The organism is Cellulosimicrobium arenosum, from assembly GCF_014837295.1.
In the GTDB taxonomy this organism is placed as follows: Bacteria; Actinomycetota; Actinomycetes; order Actinomycetales; family Cellulomonadaceae; genus Cellulosimicrobium; species Cellulosimicrobium arenosum.
In genome coordinates, this window is record NZ_JACYHB010000001.1 from 254,941 (window position 1) to 272,069 (window position 17,129).

Genomic DNA, 17,129 nt, shown 5'->3' on the forward strand with positions numbered 1-17,129 from the left:
TCCACCTCCCGCGCGCGACGACGAGCGGTCGGGGAGCGGTCCGATATCCTGGACGCACTTCATGACGAAAGGCATCACCCGCATGCATGACATGGCCGAGAACACGCAGCCGACCGAGGTCTCCTACCTGCCCCCGGCAGCGCCGCCCACGAACCACGGCGACACCGTCGCGGCGTGGACCGCGATGACCGGTGTGATGATCGGTGCACTCGTCGGGGCGATCGCCTTCGTCGTCGCCGCCGTGTGGCTGTTCTGGGTGGGCATCGGCATCATCGTCCTCGCACTGCTCGTCGGCGTCGTCCTGCGCAACATGGGGTACGGGCAGAAGAAGGTCACCAGATGACCCAGCCTCCGGGACCTGACGGTTCTCCGGAGCGCCCCGGCCCGCACCGGGCCGAGGACCAGCCACCACAGGGTCAGCCACCACAGGACCAGCCACCCCACGGCCAGGCGTACCCGCAGGGGTACCCGGCGTCCGACGCGGCCGGTGTCCCGCCGTACGCGGCGGCCCCGCCCGGGTACGGGTACGCGCCGACGCCGTACCCGCGCAACGACCTCGCCGTCTGGTCGCTCGTGCTGGGCATCGCCTCGTACGTGCTGAGCTGCGGACTCTTCACCGGTATCCCGGCGGTCATCGTCGGGTACAAGGCCCGCGGCGCGGTGCAGGCCGGCGAGGCGAACAACGGCGGCATGGCGACGGCGGGGATCATCCTCGGCTGGGTGGCGATCGGCCTCTCGGTCGCGGCCGTCGTCCTCCTCGTCCTGTTCGTCCCCGCGTTCCTCTACACCGTCGGCTCGACGATCCCCGACCAGCCGTGACCGCCGAGGCCCGGACGCGGGAGCGCACGCGTCGCGACGTGGCGGCGCCCGCCGTCCTCGGCGCGATCGTCGCGGGGGCCACCGCCTACGTCGCGCTGGTCGACCCCAACAGCCCCGGCCACTACCTGACGTGCCCGTTGCTGCTGCTCACGGGCCTCGAGTGCCCTGGCTGCGGTGCGCTGCGTGCGACGCACGACCTCGCTCACCTGGACCTGGCCGGGGCGTGGTCCATGAACCCGTTGTGGGTGGTGCTCGCCCCGACGCTCGTCCTGATGTGGGGCTGGTGGATGGCGCGGGCCTGGACCGGTCGTCCCGTCCGGCCGCTGCCGGTGCCGGTGGCCTGGGTGGGACTCGGCGTCCTCGTGGTCTTCGGCGTGCTGCGCAACGTCCCCGCGCTCTCCGGCTGGCTCGGTCCGGCGGCGTGAACGGCGCGGCCGCCGTCCGGGCGACCGTCTCGTGAGATGAGCCGTGTCCGCCCCTCCTCGCCTGCGGCCCTACGATGGCTGGTATCTCGTCGGCACGGGCGTGGCAGCGACGGGTCGCGCCGGGAAGACGACGACGCAGGACCAGGACGAGCACGGGAGTGATGGGACGATGACGGTTCTCGACGACATCGTCGCGGGCGTGCGCGAGGACCTCGCGGCGCGACAGGCGACGACCTCGCTGGACGACCTCAAGGAACGTGCCTCCCGCGCGCCCGGCGCGCTGGAGTGCGTCAGCCGCCTCAAGGCGGACGACGCGATCGCGATCATCGCGGAGGTCAAGCGCTCCAGCCCGAGCAAGGGTGAGCTGGCCACGATCTCCGACCCCGCGGAGCTCGCGGGGGAGTACGAGAAGGGTGGCGCGTCCGCGATCTCGGTCCTGACCGAGCAGCGTCGGTTCCGCGGCAGCCTGGCCGACCTGGACGCCGTCCGCGGAACGGTCGACGTCCCGGTGCTCCGCAAGGACTTCATCGTCACGCCCTACCAGATCTGGGAGGCGAGGGCGCACGGGGCCGACATCGTGCTCCTCATCGTCGCGGCGCTCGAGCAGACCGTGCTCACCTCGCTCGTGGAGCGCGTGCACTCGCTCGGGATGACGGCGCTCGTCGAGGTGCACACCCTCGACGAGGTCGGCCGGGCGCTCGACGCCGGCGCGCGTGTCGTGGGCGTCAACTCGCGGGACCTCAAGACCCTCGACGTGGACCGCTCGACGTTCGCACGCCTCGCTCCCGCCATCCCCGACGACGTCGTCCGCGTCGCCGAGTCCGGGGTGCGTGGTCCGCACGACGTCATGGACTACGCCCGCTCCGGAGCTCACGCCGTGCTCGTGGGCGAGGCGCTGGTGACGGACGACGCACCGCGAGCGTCCGTCGCCGACCTCGTGGCGGCCGGTGCGCACCCGTCGCTGTGGTCCGTGCGGCCCTGAGGTCACGACCCGCCAGGGTCCCCTCGGGCGCCGCGCCCCGGTCCCAGCCCACCCCATCACGCAGGAGGTCCGGCCCCGTGCCCGACTCGACACCCACCCACCCCGCCCCCCGGAGCCCGTCGGTGCGCGCCGAGCTCACGCAGTCGCTCGCGGACGCGGACGGCCCCTACTTCGGTGAGTTCGGCGGGCGCTACGTGCCCGAGGCGCTCATCGCCGCGCTCGACGAGCTCGAGACCGAGTACCGCAAGGCGTTGGACGACCCGGCGTTCACGGGCGAGCTCGCCCGGTTGCACCGGGAGTACACGGGCAGGCCCAGCCCGCTGACCGAGGTCACGCGGTTCGCCGAGCACGCCGGCGGGTCGAGGGTCTTCCTCAAGCGCGAGGACCTCAACCACACCGGGTCCCACAAGATCAACAACGTGCTCGGGCAGGCGCTGCTCGTCAAGCGCATGGGCAAGTCCCGGATCATCGCGGAGACCGGCGCCGGTCAGCACGGCGTCGCCGCAGCGACCGCCGCGGCGCTCCTCGATCTCGAGTGCGTCGTCTACATGGGCGAGGAGGACACCCGTCGTCAGGCCCTGAACGTCGCGAGGATGCGACTGCTCGGAGCCGAGGTCGTCCCCGTGACCATCGGGCAGCGGACCCTGAAGGACGCCATCAACGAGGCGCTGCGTGACTGGGTCGCGCACGTCGAGGACACCCACTACCTGCTGGGCACCGTGACCGGTCCGCACCCGTTCCCGCAGATGGTCCGGGAGTTCCACCGCATCATCGGCGAGGAGGCGCGCACGCAGATCCTGGACCGGGTCGGCCGGCTCCCGGACGCGATCGCCGCGTGCGTGGGTGGCGGGTCGAACGCGCTCGGCATCTTCAACGCCTTCCTCGACGACGCCGACGTCGAGCTCTACGGGTTCGAGGCCGGCGGCGAGGGGATCGAGACAGGGCGGCACGCGGCCCGCTTCAGCGGCGGCGCTCCCGGCGTGCTGCACGGCGCGCGCTCGTACCTGCTGCAGGACGACGACGGCCAGACCCTGCCGAGCCACTCGGTCTCCGCCGGGCTGGACTACCCGAGCGTCGGTCCCGCGCACTCCTGGCTGCACGACCTGGGGCGCGCGACGTACCAGCCCGTGACGGACGCCGAGGCCATGGACGCGTTCCGGCTCCTGTGCCGTACCGAGGGGATCATCCCGGCCATCGAGTCCGCGCACGCTCTCGCGGGCGCGCTGCGGGTCGGCCAGGAGGCTGCGGCCGCCGGGCGCACGGATCACGTGATCCTCGTGAACCTGTCCGGCCGCGGGGACAAGGACGTCGCGACCGCCGCCCGGTGGTTCGACCTCGTGGACGACGACGCGATCGCCGAGACGGCGACGGGCACGGAGGGACAGCTGTGAACGGCGTGCAGGAGGAGAACCGCACCTCGGTCGAGGTGCGCTCGCGCACCGGCGACCGGCTCGCCGAGCTGCGGGCCGAGAACCGTGCCGCACTGGTGGGCTACCTGCCCGTCGGGTTCCCGACCGTCGAACGCTCGGTCGAGGCGGTGCTCGCGCTCGTCGACTCGGGCGTCGACGTCCTCGAGCTGGGTATCCCGTACACCGACCCGGTGATGGACGGTCCCGTGGTCCAGGAGGCGGCCCAGGGCGCCCTGGACGCCGGGACCAGGGTCTCCGACGTCTTCCGCGTCGTGCGGGCCGTGACCGAGCACACCGGCGGCACCGTGCCGGTCCTGGTCATGACCTACTGGAACCTGGTCCTGCGGTACGGCGTGGACGAGTTCGCGCGTGACCTGGCCGCCGCGGGAGGCGCAGGCCTCATCACCCCCGACCTCATCCCGGACGAGGCCGGAGAGTGGGTCCGCGCCGCGGACTCGTACGGGCTCGACAAGGTGTTCCTCGTCGCGCCCAGCTCGACGCCCGAGCGGCTGCGCCGGACCGCCGGTGCGTCGCGCGGGTTCGTCTACGCCGCGTCGACCATGGGGGTGACCGGGGTGCGCACCGAGGTGGGATCACGGGCCGAGCAGCTCGTGGCGGACACCCGTGCGGCCGGCGCGCCGTTCGTGTGCGTCGGGCTCGGCGTCTCCACGGCAGAGCACGGGGCGCAGGTCGCGAGGTACGCCGACGGCGTCATCGTCGGGTCGGCGTTCGTGCGCACCCTCCTCGGAGACGCTCCCTGGGAGGAACGGCTCACGTCGCTGCGCGCCACCGCGTCGTCGATCGCCGCAGGCGTTCGCACGGCCCGCACCGAGGAGGTCGACGCGTGATCGCCGCGGACGTCGTCGGGCAGGTCGCGCAGGTGGGCGCGGCTGTGCTTCCCGCCGCGATCCCGAGCCCCTCGGAGCACACCTGGTACCTGGGACCGCTACCCGTGCGTGCCTACGCGCTCGCGATCCTCGCCGGCATCGGCGTCGCGCTGTGGCTCACGCGCCGTCGCTGGGCGCAGCGCGGGGGCGATCCGGACGACGTCCTCGAGATCGCGTTCTGGGCCGTGCCGTTCGGCATCGTGGGCGGCCGGATCTACCACGTCTTCTCCACCCCCGAGCCCTACTGGGGCGCCGGCGGCGACCCTGTCCGCGCGCTGTACGTCTGGGAGGGCGGGCTCGGCATCTGGGGCGCGGTCGCGCTCGGCGCCGTCGGTGCCTACATCGGGTGTCGTCGCCAGAAGGTCCGTTTCGCCGCGTTCGCGGACGCGCTCGCGCCGGGGCTGCTGCTCGCGCAGGCGGTCGGTCGTCTCGGCAACTGGTTCAACCAGGAGCTGTTCGGCTCTCCGACGACGTTGCCGTGGGGTCTGCGGGTCGACGACTCGGTCGCGGCCGCAGCGGGATATCCGCCGGGCACCCTGTTCCACCCGACGTTCCTGTACGAGATGGTCTGGAACATCGGTGCTGCCCTGCTCCTGATCTTTCTGGACCGTCGGTTCCGACTCGGTCATGGTCGGGTATTCTGGCTCTACGTTCTCGTCTACACGCTCGGTCGGGTGTGGATCGAGATGTTGCGTATCGACGAGGCCGAGACCTTCGGGGTTCTCGGCGTGGACATCCGCTTGAACGTCTTCACGTCGATCGTGGTCGGTCTGGGTGCCTTGATAGCGTTCATCGTTGTCGGGCGCCGCCACCCCGGTCGCGAGGAGTCGGTCTTCCTCGAGGAGCGCCCCCACAGCACGACCGAGGAGTCGGCCGACGACTCGGCGAAGGATTCCGGCACGTCCCACGACGAGCCGGACGACGTGTCCGGATCGTCGCCCGACGAACCGGACGAGGACGAGGAGCCGAACGGCCCCGACGAGTCCGAGCAGGCAGGTGCCGCGCGACCAGACCCCGGTCGCTGAGCACCCGTCACCCCCAGGGTCGAGGGAGCCGGGCGACAGCCAGGCTTCTTCCGCCGTGTCCGCAGGGCCGATGATGTCCCGCCCCCAAGCAAGAACGACGAGTCCGGCCGTGCGCCGGACGCCTGTGAGGACGGTGTTGATGAGCACGCCGCAGTATCGAGAGGCGTACCGGACCCCCGCCCTGGCCACCCCGCCGACGGCGCACGGCCTGTACGACCCTGCCGCCGAGCACGACGCGTGCGGCGTGGCCTTCGTGGCGACCCTGCGGGGCACGCCCGGTCGCGACATCGTGGATGCCGGCCTGACGGCGCTGCTCAACCTCGATCACCGCGGAGCGGTCGGTGCGGAGGAGAACAGCGGCGACGGCGCGGGGATCCTCACGCAGATCCCGGACGCGTTCGTGCGGGACGTGGTGGACGCCGAGCTCCCGCCCGCAGGGTCGTACGCCATCGGGATGGCGTTCCTCCCGCAGGACGTCGACGAGTGCGCGTCGGTCGTGCGCAGCTTCGAGTCGATCGCCGCGGAGGAGAAGCTCGAGGTCATCGCGTGGCGCGACGTCCCGGTGACCGCCGACCTGGTCGGCCCGTCGGCACGCGCCTCGATGCCGACGTTCCGCCAGGTCGTCGTCGTCGACCCCGCGCGCGAGCTGTCCGGCCTCGACCTGGACCGGCGGACGTACCGGCTGCGCAAGCGCGCGGAGAACGAGCTGAGCCTGTTCTTCGCCTCGCTCTCGGCGCGGACCCTCACGTACAAGGGCATGCTCACGACGGCCCAGCTCGAGCCCTTCTTCCCCGACCTGTCCGACCCGCGCTACGCGAGCGAGCTGGCCCTCGTGCACTCGCGCTTCTCGACGAACACGTTCCCGTCGTGGCCCCTGGCCCAGCCCTTCCGGATGATCGCCCACAACGGCGAGATCAACACGGTCCGTGGCAACCGCAACTGGATGGCGGCGCGCGAGGGGACCCTCGGCAGCGAGGCCGTCGGCGACCTCGCCCCGCTGCTGCCGGTGTGCTCCGACGGTTCCAGCGACTCGGCGAGCTTCGACGAGGTCCTCGAGCTCCTGCACCTGTCGGGTCGCTCGCTCCCGCACGCCGTCCTGATGATGATCCCGGAGGCGTGGGAGAACAACGTCGACATGGACCCCGATCTCCGGGCGTTCTACGAGTACCACGCGACGCTGATGGAGCCGTGGGACGGTCCGGCGTGCCTCAACTTCACCGACGGCACGCTCATCGGTGCGGTGCTCGACCGCAACGGGCTGCGCCCCGGGAGGTACTGGGTGACCGAGGACGGGCTCGTCGTCCTCGCGAGCGAGGCCGGCGTGCTCGACCTCGACCCCGCGACGATCGTCCGCAAGGGTCGGCTCGAGCCGGGGCGCATGTTCCTCGTGGACACGGGCCAGGGCCGGATCATCGAGGACGAGGAGATCAAGTCCCAGCTGGCCGCCAAGCACCCGTACGGCACGTGGGTGGCGGAGAACTCCGTCTATCTCGACCAGCTCCCGGAGCGCGAGCACATCGCGCACAGCCCGGCATCCGTGCAACGTCGTCAGCGCGCGTTCGGCTACACGGAGGAGGAGCTCAAGGTCATCCTCACGCCGATGGGCGACACCGGTGCCGAGCCGCTCGGGGCCATGGGGACGGACACCCCGATCGCGGTGCTCTCGCAGCGCCCGCGGCTCCTGTTCGACTACTTCACCCAGATGTTCGCGCAGGTGACCAACCCGCCGCTCGACGCGATCCGCGAGGAGCTCGTGACGTCCATCGGCGGCGCGATCGGCCCCGAGCCGAACCTGCTCGTCGACACGCCCGCGCACGCACGCAAGCTCGTGCTCCCGTTCCCCGTGCTCGACAACGACCAGCTCGCCAAGATCATCCGGGTCGACAAGGACCCACGGCTGGCCGGCGTGTTCCGCTCGGTCACCGTGAAGGGGCTCTACAAGGTCGCCGGAGGAGGAGAGTCGCTCCTCGCGAGGCTCGAGGAGATCTTCGCCGAGGTCGACGCCCACGTCGCCGCCGGTGCGAGCTTCATCGTCCTCTCGGATCGCGACTCCGACTCCGAGCGCGCGCCCATCCCGTCGCTCCTGCTCTCGAGCGCGGTCCACCACCACCTGCTGCGCCGGCACACGCGGACCCAGGTCTCGCTCGTCGTCGAGGCGGGGGACGTGCGTGAGACGCACCACGTCGCGCTGCTCATCGGGTACGGAGCCGCTGCGGTCAACCCCTACCTCGCGATGGAGACCGTCGAGGACCTCGCCCGCCGCGGGTATCTCGCGGCGAACCCCGAGAAGGCGGTGGCCAACCTCATCAAGGCGCTCGGCAAGGGTGTGCTCAAGGTGATGAGCAAGATGGGCATCTCGACCATCTCCTCGTTCCGCGGCGCGCAGGTCTTCGAGGCCGTCGGGCTCTCGCACGACCTCGTGCACGACTACTTCGCCGGCACGACGTCGCGTCTCGGGGGCATCGGTCTGGACGTCGTCGCCGCCGAGGTGGCTGCGCGCCACGCCGAGGCGTACCCCGCGTCGGGCAACCACCAGGCCCACGTGCGGCTGACCACGGGCGGCGAGTACCAGTGGCGCCGGGACGGGGAGGACCACCTCTTCGACCCGGACACGGTCTTCCGCCTGCAGCACTCCACCCGGACGCGACGCTTCGACATCTTCCGCCAGTACACGCAGCGCGTCGACGAGCAGTCGACGCGGCTCATGACCCTGCGCGGTCTGCTCGAGCTGCGCGAGGGCGACCGGCCCGCCGTCCCGCTCGACGAGGTCGAGCCGGTGAGCGAGATCGTCAAGCGGTTCAACACCGGCGCGATGTCGTACGGCTCGATCTCCGCCGAGGCCCACGAGACGCTCGCCGTCGCGATGAACCGCCTCGGCGGCCGGTCGAACACGGGGGAGGGCGGCGAGGACTCCGAGCGCCTGTACGACCCCGAGCGTCGCTCGCGGGTCAAGCAGATCGCCTCGGGCCGGTTCGGCGTGACGAGCGAGTACCTCACGAACGCCGACGACATCCAGATCAAGCTGGCGCAGGGTGCCAAGCCCGGCGAGGGCGGGCAGCTCCCGGGGCACAAGGTGTACCCGTGGGTCGCCAAGACCCGGCACTCGACGCCTGGCGTCGGCCTGATCTCGCCCCCTCCGCACCACGACATCTACTCGATCGAGGACCTCGCGCAGCTCATCCACGACGCCAAGAACGCGAACCCGTCCGCACGGATCCACGTCAAGCTCGTCTCCGAGTTCGGCGTCGGCACGGTGGCGACGGGCGTGTCCAAGGCGCACGCGGACGTGGTCCTGATCTCCGGGCACGACGGCGGGACGGGCGCCAGCCCGCTCACGTCCCTCAAGCACGCGGGCACACCCTGGGAGATCGGCCTCGCGGAGACCCAGCAGACGCTCGTGCTGAACAACCTCCGCGACCGGATCGTCGTCCAGGTCGACGGTCAGATGAAGACCGGTCGGGACGTCGTCGTGGCTGCGTTGCTGGGGGCCGAGGAGTTCGGCTTCGCGACCGCACCGATGGTCGTGTCGGGCTGCGTCATGATGCGCGTGTGCCACCTCGACACCTGTCCCGTCGGGGTCGCGACGCAGAACCCCGAGCTCCGCTCGCGGTTCACGGGCAAGCCCGAGTTCGTCGTGAACTTCTTCGAGTTCATCGCCGAGGAGGTGCGCGAGTACCTCGCGCGCCTGGGCTTTCGCAGCATCGAGGAGGCCGTGGGTCGTGTCGAGACCATCGACGCCCGCAAGGCCGTGGACCACTGGAAGGCGCAGGGTCTCGACCTGCGCCCGGTCCTCGAGCAGCCGCGCCCGGTCGAGGGGTCGTCGTTGCGCAACACGACGACGCAGGACCACGGTCTCGACAGGGCGCTCGACAACCAGCTCGTGTCGCTCGCCCGCGACGCCCTGGAACGGCGTGAGCCGGTGCGCATCGATCTGCCGGTCCGCAACGTGAACCGCACGGTCGGCACGATGCTCGGTCACGAGGTGACGAAGCGCTATCGCGGCGAGGGCCTGCCCGACGACACGATCGACGTGACCCTCACGGGGTCGGCAGGACAGTCGTTCGGGGCCTTCGTCCCCCGTGGCATCACCCTGCGCCTGTTCGGAGACGCGAACGACTACGTCGGCAAGGGCCTCTCGGGCGGCCGGATCATCGTCCGGCCCGACCGCAACGCCGTCCTGACCGGATCGAGCAACGTCGTGGCGGGCAACGTCATCGGCTACGGCGCGACCACGGGAGAGATCTTCCTGCGGGGCCGCGTCGGCGAGCGCTTCGGCGTCCGCAACTCGGGTGCGACGCTCGTCGTGGAAGGCGTGGGCGACCACGGTTGCGAGTACATGACGGGCGGTACGGTCGTCGTGCTCGGGCCGACGGGACGCAACTTCGGGGCCGGCATGTCGGGCGGGACCGCGTACGTTCTCGACCTGCGCGAGGGTGCACTGAACACGAGCGCGCTCGCGACGGGGGAGCTCGGCCTGAGCCCGCTCGAGGACGACGAGACCACTCTCCTCGAGGGGATCGTCCGCAGGCACCACGAGGAGACCGGCTCGCCCCTGGCCGCCGAGCTCCTCGCCGACTTCACGGCGGCCGCTGCGCGCTTCACGCGCATCCTGCCGACCGACTTCGCACGGATGCGCTCGGCGCTCGACAAGGCCGAGGCATCCGGTCTCGACCCGGCGGCGCCGGGCGTGTGGGACCAGATCTTGGAGGTGGCCCGTGGCTGACCCCCGCGGCTTTCTGAAGGTGCGCGAGCGCGAGCTCCCGCCGAACCGTCCCGTTCCCGTGCGCCTGCGGGACTGGAAGGACGTCCACGCCCATCTCGACGAGGGCCAGGTCTTCCTCAAGGAGCAGGCAGGACGCTGCATGGACTGCGGCATCCCGTTCTGCCACCAGGGCTGCCCGCTCGGGAACCTCATCCCTGAGTGGAACGACCTGGTCTACCGCGAGCAGTGGGCCGACGCGATCGACCGGCTGCACGAGACCAACAACTTCCCGGAGTTCACCGGGCGGGTGTGCCCGGCGCCGTGCGAGTCGAGCTGTGTGCTCGGGATCAACCAGCCGGCCGTGACGATCAAGAACGTCGAGGTCTCCATCATCGACGAGGCGTTCGCGCGCGGCCTCGTCACCCCGCAGGTGCCGCAGCGGCTCACGGGATCGACGGTCGCCGTCGTCGGCTCCGGTCCTGCCGGTCTGGCCGCCGCCCAGCAGCTCACCCGCGCGGGGCACACGGTCGCCGTGTACGAGCGGGACGACGCGATCGGCGGCCTGCTGCGCTACGGCATCCCCGACTTCAAGCTCGAGAAGCACCACATCGACCGGCGCATCGCGCAGATGGCGGCCGAGGGCACGCGGTTCCGGCCGGGCGTTGAGGTCGGCGTGGACGTGACCTGGGACGACCTGCGGGCACGGTACGACGCCGTCGTGGTCACGACCGGCGCCACGGTGCCGCGCGACCTGACGGTCCCCGGGCGCGACCTGGCGGGCATCCACTTCGCCATGGAGTTCCTGCACCAGGCGAACACGGTCGCGGGCGGCGGCGAGGTACCCGGACAGATCACGGCGACCGGCAAGCACGTGATCATCATCGGCGGCGGGGACACCGGTTCGGACTGCCTCGGGACGTCGCTGCGCCAGGACGCCGCGAGCGTCACGACGCTGGCCATCGGCAAGCAGCCGCCGCACGAGCGCGCTGCCGGACAGCCGTGGCCCACCGACCCGATCCTCTTCGAGGTCTCCTCGTCGCACGAGGAAGGGGGGGAGCGCGCCTACCTGGCGTCGACCGTGGAGTTCGTGGGGGACGAGGACGGCCGGGTGCGCACGCTGCGCGTCGCCGAGACCGAGTACCTTCCCGACGGCCGCCGCGTCCCCAAGGAGGGGACCGAACGGGAGATCCCGGCAGACCTCGTGCTGGTCGCGATGGGCTTCACCGGGCCCGAGACGGACACGATCACCGCGCAGGGTGCCGTGGCGCTCACGGCACGCGGCCTGGTCGAACGGGACGACGACTACGCGTCGAACCTTCCCGGCGTCTACGTCGCCGGTGATGCCGGCCGTGGGCAGTCCCTCATCGTGTGGGCGATCGCGGAGGGCCGCGCTGCGGCGGCGTCGGTCGACACCTACCTGCAAGGAGGGACCGAGCTGCCCGCGCCTGTGCGCGCGAGCACGGTGTCCTTGCGCGCGTGACGTGCACCCCGGCGCCGGGTGTCCTGCGCCGGGTCGACGAGCGGGGCATCCTAGGGAGGGGCACCCGCGACGTCCGGCCGGCGGTCGGGCGAGAACTAGAGGCTGGAGATATGCGCAGAGCAAAGATCGTCTGCACCATCGGACCTGCGACCGAGTCGAAGGAGCAGCTCCGTGCGCTCGTCGACGCAGGCATGGACGTGGCCCGGATCAACCGCAGCCACGGCAGCGCCGAGGAGCACGAGGCCGTCTACCACGGCGTGCGCGAGGCCGCGAAGGCGTCGGGACGTTCGGTGGCCGTGCTCGTCGACCTCCAGGGGCCGAAGATCCGCCTGGGGCGGTTCGCCGGCGACGAGAAGCACTGGCTGAACGAGGGCGACACGTTCACCATCACGACCGAGGACGTGGTGGGCACGAAGGAGCTCGTGTCCACGACCCACAAGGGACTGCCGGGCGACGCCCGGGTCGGTGACCCGCTCCTCATCGACGACGGCAAGGTCCTCGTGCGCGTCACCGCGGTCGACGGCCCGCGCGTCGTCACGCAGGTCGAGGTGGCCGGCCCGGTGTCGAACAACAAGGGCATCAACCTGCCCGGCGTCGCCGTCTCCGTCCCCGCGCTGTCGGAGAAGGACCGCGACGACCTGCGCTGGGCCCTGCGGCTCGGCGCCGACATCATCGCGCTGTCGTTCGTCCGCTCGGCCGCCGACTTCGACGACGTCAAGCAGATCATGGACGACGAGGGGCGCGTCGTGCCCGTGGTCGCCAAGATCGAGAAGCCGCAGGCGGTCGACAACCTCGCCGAGATCGTCGACGCGTTCGACGGTGTGATGGTGGCCCGCGGCGACCTGGCGGTCGAGCTGCCGCTCGAGCAGGTGCCGCTCGTCCAGAAGCGGATCGTCGAGCTCGCGCGCCGCAACGCCAAGCCGGTCATCGTCGCCACACAGGTCCTCGAGTCCATGACGAACAACCCGCGCCCCACGCGCGCCGAGGCGTCCGACTGCGCCAACGCGGTGCTCGACGGTGCGGACGCGGTCATGCTGTCCGGCGAGACCAGCGTCGGTGAGTACCCCATCGTCACGGTGGAGACGATGGCGCGGATCATCACGGCGACCGAGGAGGCCGGGCGGGAGCGGATCGCGCCCCTCGGGTCGACGCCGCACACTCGCGGTGGCGCCATCACGCGCGCTGCTGCGGAGATCGGCGAGATCCTGGGCGTGAAGTACCTCGTGACCTTCACCCAGTCCGGCGACTCGGCTCGGCGCATGTCGCGCCTGCGCTCGTCCATCCCGCTGCTGGCGTTCACCCCGCAGGAGCACGTCCGCAACGTGCTGTCCCTGACGTGGGGCACGCAGTCCTACCAGGTGCCGCGGGTGGACAACACCGACGCGATGGTCGGTCAGTGCGACACGACGCTGCAGGCCAACGGCCTCGCCGAGGTCGGCGACCTCGTCGTGGTGGTCTCCGGAGCGCCCGTGGGTCAGGCCGGGACGACCAACTCGATCCTCGTGCACAAGATCGGTGACCGGACCGACTCGCTCTGACGGGTGCGCCCGGTGACGGGCCGGACCTGACGACGACGCCCGGGTGAACGTGCCTCGCAGCACGGGACCCGGGCGTCGTCGTGCGCCGACGTCGTCGTGCCGACGTCGCCGGGCGATGCGTCCTACCGGGTGATCACACGCGGGCCGGGGACCGCGGGCCGACGGGGTCGCGTCGCGTCGCTCGGGCGAGCTTGTCGAGCAGTGCGTCGAGCACGACCGCGCGGTCGAACTGCAGGGCGTGCGCCCGGGCTTCGCGGGCCGTGGTCTCGCGGGCTCGCGGGTCCAGGGCGAGCACGGCGTCGAGGGCGCGCGCGATCTCCTCCGGGGAGCCTGCCGGGACGACGGTCGCGTACGGTCCGACCGCCTCGCCGATCCCGCCGGTGTCGGTCGTGACGACGGGCCCGCCTCCCGCGAGCAACGACTCGACGAGTGCGATGCCGAACGTCTCGACGAACTCGGGTCGCGGCTTGCTCGGCAAGACGTAGGCGGCGCTTCCCGCCATGAGGTGCGGCTTCTCCGCGTCGTCGACGTCGTCGAGGAAGGTGATGCGCGGCGCCGCGGGAGACGCCGCGGCCTGCGCCCGGAGCTCCGCCTCCTCCGGTCCTCGGCCGGCGATCACGAGTCGCGACCGAGACCTTGCCGCCGACAGCGTGAAGCCTTCGATCAGGTCGTCGACGCCCTTCGCTGCGGCGAGCCTCGAGAGGTAGAGCACGTAGCCGCCCGGGACGAGGCCGCGCGCGGCGAGGACGGACGTGGTCTCCGCGGAGTCGAGGCCGGTGTACGCGCTCGTGTCGATCGCGGGGTAGGAGATCTGGACCCGCTCTCGGCACTGCTCGGCGAAGAACGTGCCGTGCCGGTCGTCGATCTCCTGGGCGCACTCGACGATGAGGTCGCGCGTGTACCGCGAGACGGCGACGCACAGGTCGCTCGCGAGGTAGTCCGACAGGACGTGCGCGGCCGCGCCGAACCGCTCCTCCTCGACGCACGAGCGGACCACGTTCGTCACGTCCGAGCCGACCGCCTCGGCGACGGTCGTGACCTCGACCGGCAGCCCGGTGCTGCGGGCGACGCGCAGCGCCTCCGTGACGGCACCGGTGTGCGGGCTGAGGTAGAGCGACAGGCAGACGGTCGGCACCCCGTCGGTGAACAGCTCGACGAGACGCCCCGTGAGGCCGGCGACGTAGCGCCCGTCGGGCACCTTGTAGTCCCCGACGGGCTCGGGACGTTCGACGCAGATCCCGGGGCTGTACGGCAGCACCGTGTCGAGCGGCTTGAGGGGGAGGCCGGCCTCGCGCAGCCTCTCCAGGGGCCAGGTCAGGATCCGTACGTCGGTGAACCCACGGTGGAGCGCGGCCTCGGCGAGGTTGCGGGCCTCTCCGGAGTGCCCGCAGATCACGGGGTCCGCGCGCACCACGACGACGAGGCGCCGGTCGTGCCGGCTGCTGCTCTGGTTCATGGCGTCTCCCTGGTCGTCGGGTCGTGCTGCGGGGGGTAGGACGGCGGTCGGTCGGCAGGTGCGGTGCCCCAGCCGCTCGGTGCGGGTCCCAGCTCGATCAGCAGGCGCCCTCCCTCGCGGACCCGCGACGCCGGGAGCCACGTCCGGTCGAGCGGACGACCGTCGAGCCAGGCGGCCTGGACGTGCTGGGGAGGCGATCCCGGGCCCGGTTCGACGAAGCCGGTGGTCTCGATCGTGAGGATGCCGCCGGGCACGTGCAGCCGTGACTCGACGAACGACGGTGCGTTGACGAGGAACAGCGACTGCCCGGCGACGGGGAAGAGCCCGAGGCTGGCCCAGACGTACCACGAGCTCAGACCGCCGGAGTCGTCGTTCCCGGGGAGCCCGCCAGGACCGGTGCCGAAGCGCTGGTGCACCGCGGCGTGGACGACCTCGGCCGTGCGATCCGGCCGGCCCGCGTAGTGGTAGGCCCAGGGAGCCTCCATGTCGGGCTCGTTGTTCAGACCCTCGAACCGGCCCAGCGCGTACCCGGCGGTCATCTCCTCGACGCCGGGACGTTGCGCGGGCTGCACCACCGCGTCCGCCCCGTACCCGAAGAACCGGTCCAGGAGCGCGACGAACGCGTCGTCGCCACCGGCGAGAGCGATCCGGCCCGACATGTCGTGCACGAGGCGGAAAGAGTAGTTCCACCGGCCGCCCTCGTAGTACGTCGAGTCGAGCAGCAGCCCTGTCTGCGGGTCGAACGCGTTCCTCCAGCCGGTGGCGAGCACGGCGAGCTCGTCGGCGAGGTCGGCGTCGCCGACGCGTCGTGCGACCCGCTCGGTGCACCAGTAGCCGTAGGCGAGGTCCAGCGTGTGGCTGATGGGGTGCGCGACGCCGGTGAGCAGGTAGTCCTCGCCGTACGTGCGTCGCAGGTCGTTGTGCATGTGCACGAGCGCCCAGTCCCAGTCGAGCCCGCACTCGAGCGCGCACAGGTCGGCGAGGAACACCTGGGCGAGCGCGCTGGCCTGCCGCGAGAAGCGGTCCGCTCCTCGGGCCATGCGGTACCCGATGGGGAAGTTGCCCTCCTCCTCGCAGATCCGCAGCAGCGACGTCGCCAGGTCTGCGGCCCGCTCGGGCCAGAAGGTCGTGAGCAGAGGGAGCTGGGTGCGGTAGATGTCCCACATCGTGGAGATGTCGAACGCGAACGGTCCACCCGTCGGCCAGAAGGGGCTCTCGTCCGGAGCGAGGCACGGCTTGAGCAACGAGTGGTACAGGGCGGTCGCGAAGACGGTCCGGCGTGCCTCGTCCGGACAGTCGACCTCGATGCGGCCGAGGTCGTCCTGCCATGCCGACGCGGTGAGCGCGCGCCTCTCCTCGAACGCCGCAGGGCCGGTGCCACGGTCGGTCGCGAGGTTCTCGCGGGCCTGCTCGGTACCCCGCAGCGAGAAGCCGACGTGAAGCTCCACGACCTGGCCCTCGGTGGTCGGACCGGCCCACATGAGCCCGAAGGGCCGCAGGGTCGTCGGGCGGATGTCTCCGAGGTCGAGGCGCGTGCCCCCTGGCATGAGGCGGCGGTCGTACCAGAGCATCTGGCGCCAACGACCCGCGTCGCACTCGAGGTGGAGAGCGAGCGGTGCCCCCTCGACGACGATCTCTCCGTAGGCCGCGCCGGGGCCGTTCGTCGCGAGGTGCGCACGCAGGGGGACGGTCGCGCCGTGGGGGATCGCCAGCCCTCCGAACGACAGGTCCACGACGATGCGCGCGTCGTGGTGCTCGGGAAAGGTGAACCGGTGGACGGCGCTCTTGGGGCCGACCGTCGTCTCGCACCGGATCCCGTTGCCCAGGGTCGCGGCGTAGTACCCGGGCGAGGCGACCTCGTCGAGCAGCTCCCACGTGCGGCCGAGCGCGTCGAGGGGCTCGAGCATCGGCGTGACGCGCGCGTAGTTGTAGTACTTGCGGATGGCACCCGTGCCCGACTGCTGGAAATGGGTGATCCCCGACGCGACCTGGTCCTCCACCAGCAGCGTCGGCACTCCCTCGGTGCTGATGTCGTAGCGGCCGTAGCCCGTCGGGTACGCGCCCGAGTACGCGCAGGCCGAGACCATGCCGAGCGGGTGGCACGCCCCGGGGTGGGTGTTGCCGACCTGGGGCTTGGGCGCCCACCACGTCGCGGCGAGGCCGGTCGGCGCCGGCAGCGCGGTGGCTGCGGTGCCGATGAACGGATCGACGTGGTCGAGCACGACGGCCCCTCTCCGTGCGTCCGGCGGGCCGGCGGAGGTCCGTCCCGTGCTCCGGACGCTACGAGCCGGTTGTGTCCGCTCGGTTTCGGCCGCGTGTCGAGTCCGGGACGAGGTCCGCGCCGGGAGCGGGTGTCGTCGGCCGTCCCGGGACACGCGCCCGCCCGGTCACCTCACGTTCGCGTGC

General features: G+C 71.6%; 12 protein-coding genes. 10 read left to right on the forward strand and 2 right to left on the reverse strand.

Going from position 1 to position 17,129, the window contains the following annotated elements; all coding sequences use genetic code 11:
- The first annotated feature begins 61 nt into the window (after positions 1-61).
- From IF651_RS01160 to pyk, 10 genes are all read left to right on the forward strand, one after another.
- Positions 62-343, forward strand: a complete 282-nt coding sequence (locus IF651_RS01160) for an HGxxPAAW family protein (protein ID WP_241743959.1) — start codon at positions 62-64, stop codon at positions 341-343.
- On the forward strand, positions 340-819 hold the full coding sequence (locus IF651_RS01165) for a DUF4190 domain-containing protein (RefSeq protein ID WP_191827240.1): 480 nt from the start codon (positions 340-342) through the stop codon (positions 817-819). Before IF651_RS01160 ends, IF651_RS01165 begins: the two co-directional genes overlap by 4 nt.
- On the forward strand, positions 816-1,244 hold the full coding sequence (locus IF651_RS17510; RefSeq protein ID WP_191827241.1) for a DUF2752 domain-containing protein: 429 nt from the start codon (positions 816-818) through the stop codon (positions 1,242-1,244). The genes IF651_RS01165 and IF651_RS17510 overlap by 4 nt, the downstream gene beginning before the upstream one ends.
- Positions 1,245-1,413: 169 nt before the next feature.
- Positions 1,414-2,226, forward strand: a complete 813-nt coding sequence (trpC, locus tag IF651_RS01175) for an indole-3-glycerol phosphate synthase TrpC (RefSeq protein WP_191827567.1) — start codon at positions 1,414-1,416, stop codon at positions 2,224-2,226.
- A 122-nt stretch (positions 2,227-2,348) separates the two neighbouring features.
- The gene (trpB, locus tag IF651_RS01180; RefSeq protein WP_191827568.1) at positions 2,349-3,617 is read left to right on the forward strand and encodes a tryptophan synthase subunit beta; all 1,269 of its coding nucleotides are present in this window, start codon (positions 2,349-2,351) and stop codon (positions 3,615-3,617) included.
- Positions 3,614-4,483 carry a tryptophan synthase subunit alpha gene (gene trpA, locus IF651_RS01185; protein ID WP_422110423.1) on the forward strand — a complete coding sequence of 290 codons (870 nt, stop codon included), beginning with the start codon at positions 3,614-3,616 and terminating at the stop codon, positions 4,481-4,483. Before trpB ends, trpA begins: the two co-directional genes overlap by 4 nt.
- Complete coding sequence (gene lgt / locus IF651_RS01190) at positions 4,480-5,547, forward strand: prolipoprotein diacylglyceryl transferase (RefSeq protein WP_338403691.1); 1,068 nt, start codon at positions 4,480-4,482, stop codon at positions 5,545-5,547. Before trpA ends, lgt begins: the two co-directional genes overlap by 4 nt.
- 139 nt (positions 5,548-5,686) lie before the next feature.
- The gene (gltB, locus tag IF651_RS01195; protein ID WP_191827242.1) at positions 5,687-10,270 is read left to right on the forward strand and encodes a glutamate synthase large subunit; all 4,584 of its coding nucleotides are present in this window, start codon (positions 5,687-5,689) and stop codon (positions 10,268-10,270) included.
- Positions 10,263-11,729 carry a glutamate synthase small subunit gene (locus IF651_RS01200; protein WP_191827243.1) on the forward strand — a complete coding sequence of 489 codons (1,467 nt, stop codon included), beginning with the start codon at positions 10,263-10,265 and terminating at the stop codon, positions 11,727-11,729. The genes gltB and IF651_RS01200 overlap by 8 nt, the downstream gene beginning before the upstream one ends.
- A gap of 110 nt (positions 11,730-11,839) precedes the next feature.
- Complete coding sequence (gene pyk, locus IF651_RS01205; protein WP_191827244.1) at positions 11,840-13,267, forward strand: pyruvate kinase; 1,428 nt, start codon at positions 11,840-11,842, stop codon at positions 13,265-13,267.
- A gap of 133 nt (positions 13,268-13,400) precedes the next feature.
- Here pyk and IF651_RS01210 read toward each other — a convergent pair whose 3' ends face one another.
- Complete coding sequence (locus tag IF651_RS01210) at positions 13,401-14,723, reverse strand: glycosyltransferase (protein ID WP_191827245.1); 1,323 nt, start codon at positions 14,721-14,723, stop codon at positions 13,401-13,403.
- Positions 14,720-16,945: a glycoside hydrolase domain-containing protein gene (locus IF651_RS01215; protein WP_191827246.1), complete on the reverse strand. Its 2,226-nt coding sequence runs from the start codon at positions 16,943-16,945 to the stop codon at positions 14,720-14,722. The genes IF651_RS01210 and IF651_RS01215 overlap by 4 nt, the downstream gene beginning before the upstream one ends.
- Positions 16,946-17,129: the final 184 nt, after the last annotated feature.

Coding starts and splice junctions, on each gene's coding strand:
- IF651_RS01165 (WP_191827240.1), top strand. CDS start 340: ATGACCCAGCCTCCGGGACCTGACGGTTCTCCGGAGCGCCCCGGCCCG.
- gltB (WP_191827242.1), top strand. CDS start 5,687: ATGAGCACGCCGCAGTATCGAGAGGCGTACCGGACCCCCGCCCTGGCC.
- IF651_RS01160 (WP_241743959.1), top strand. CDS start 62: ATGACGAAAGGCATCACCCGCATGCATGACATGGCCGAGAACACGCAG.
- trpC (WP_191827567.1), top strand. CDS start 1,414: ATGACGGTTCTCGACGACATCGTCGCGGGCGTGCGCGAGGACCTCGCG.
- pyk (WP_191827244.1), top strand. CDS start 11,840: ATGCGCAGAGCAAAGATCGTCTGCACCATCGGACCTGCGACCGAGTCG.
- IF651_RS01210 (WP_191827245.1), bottom strand. CDS start 14,723: ATGAACCAGAGCAGCAGCCGGCACGACCGGCGCCTCGTCGTCGTGGTG.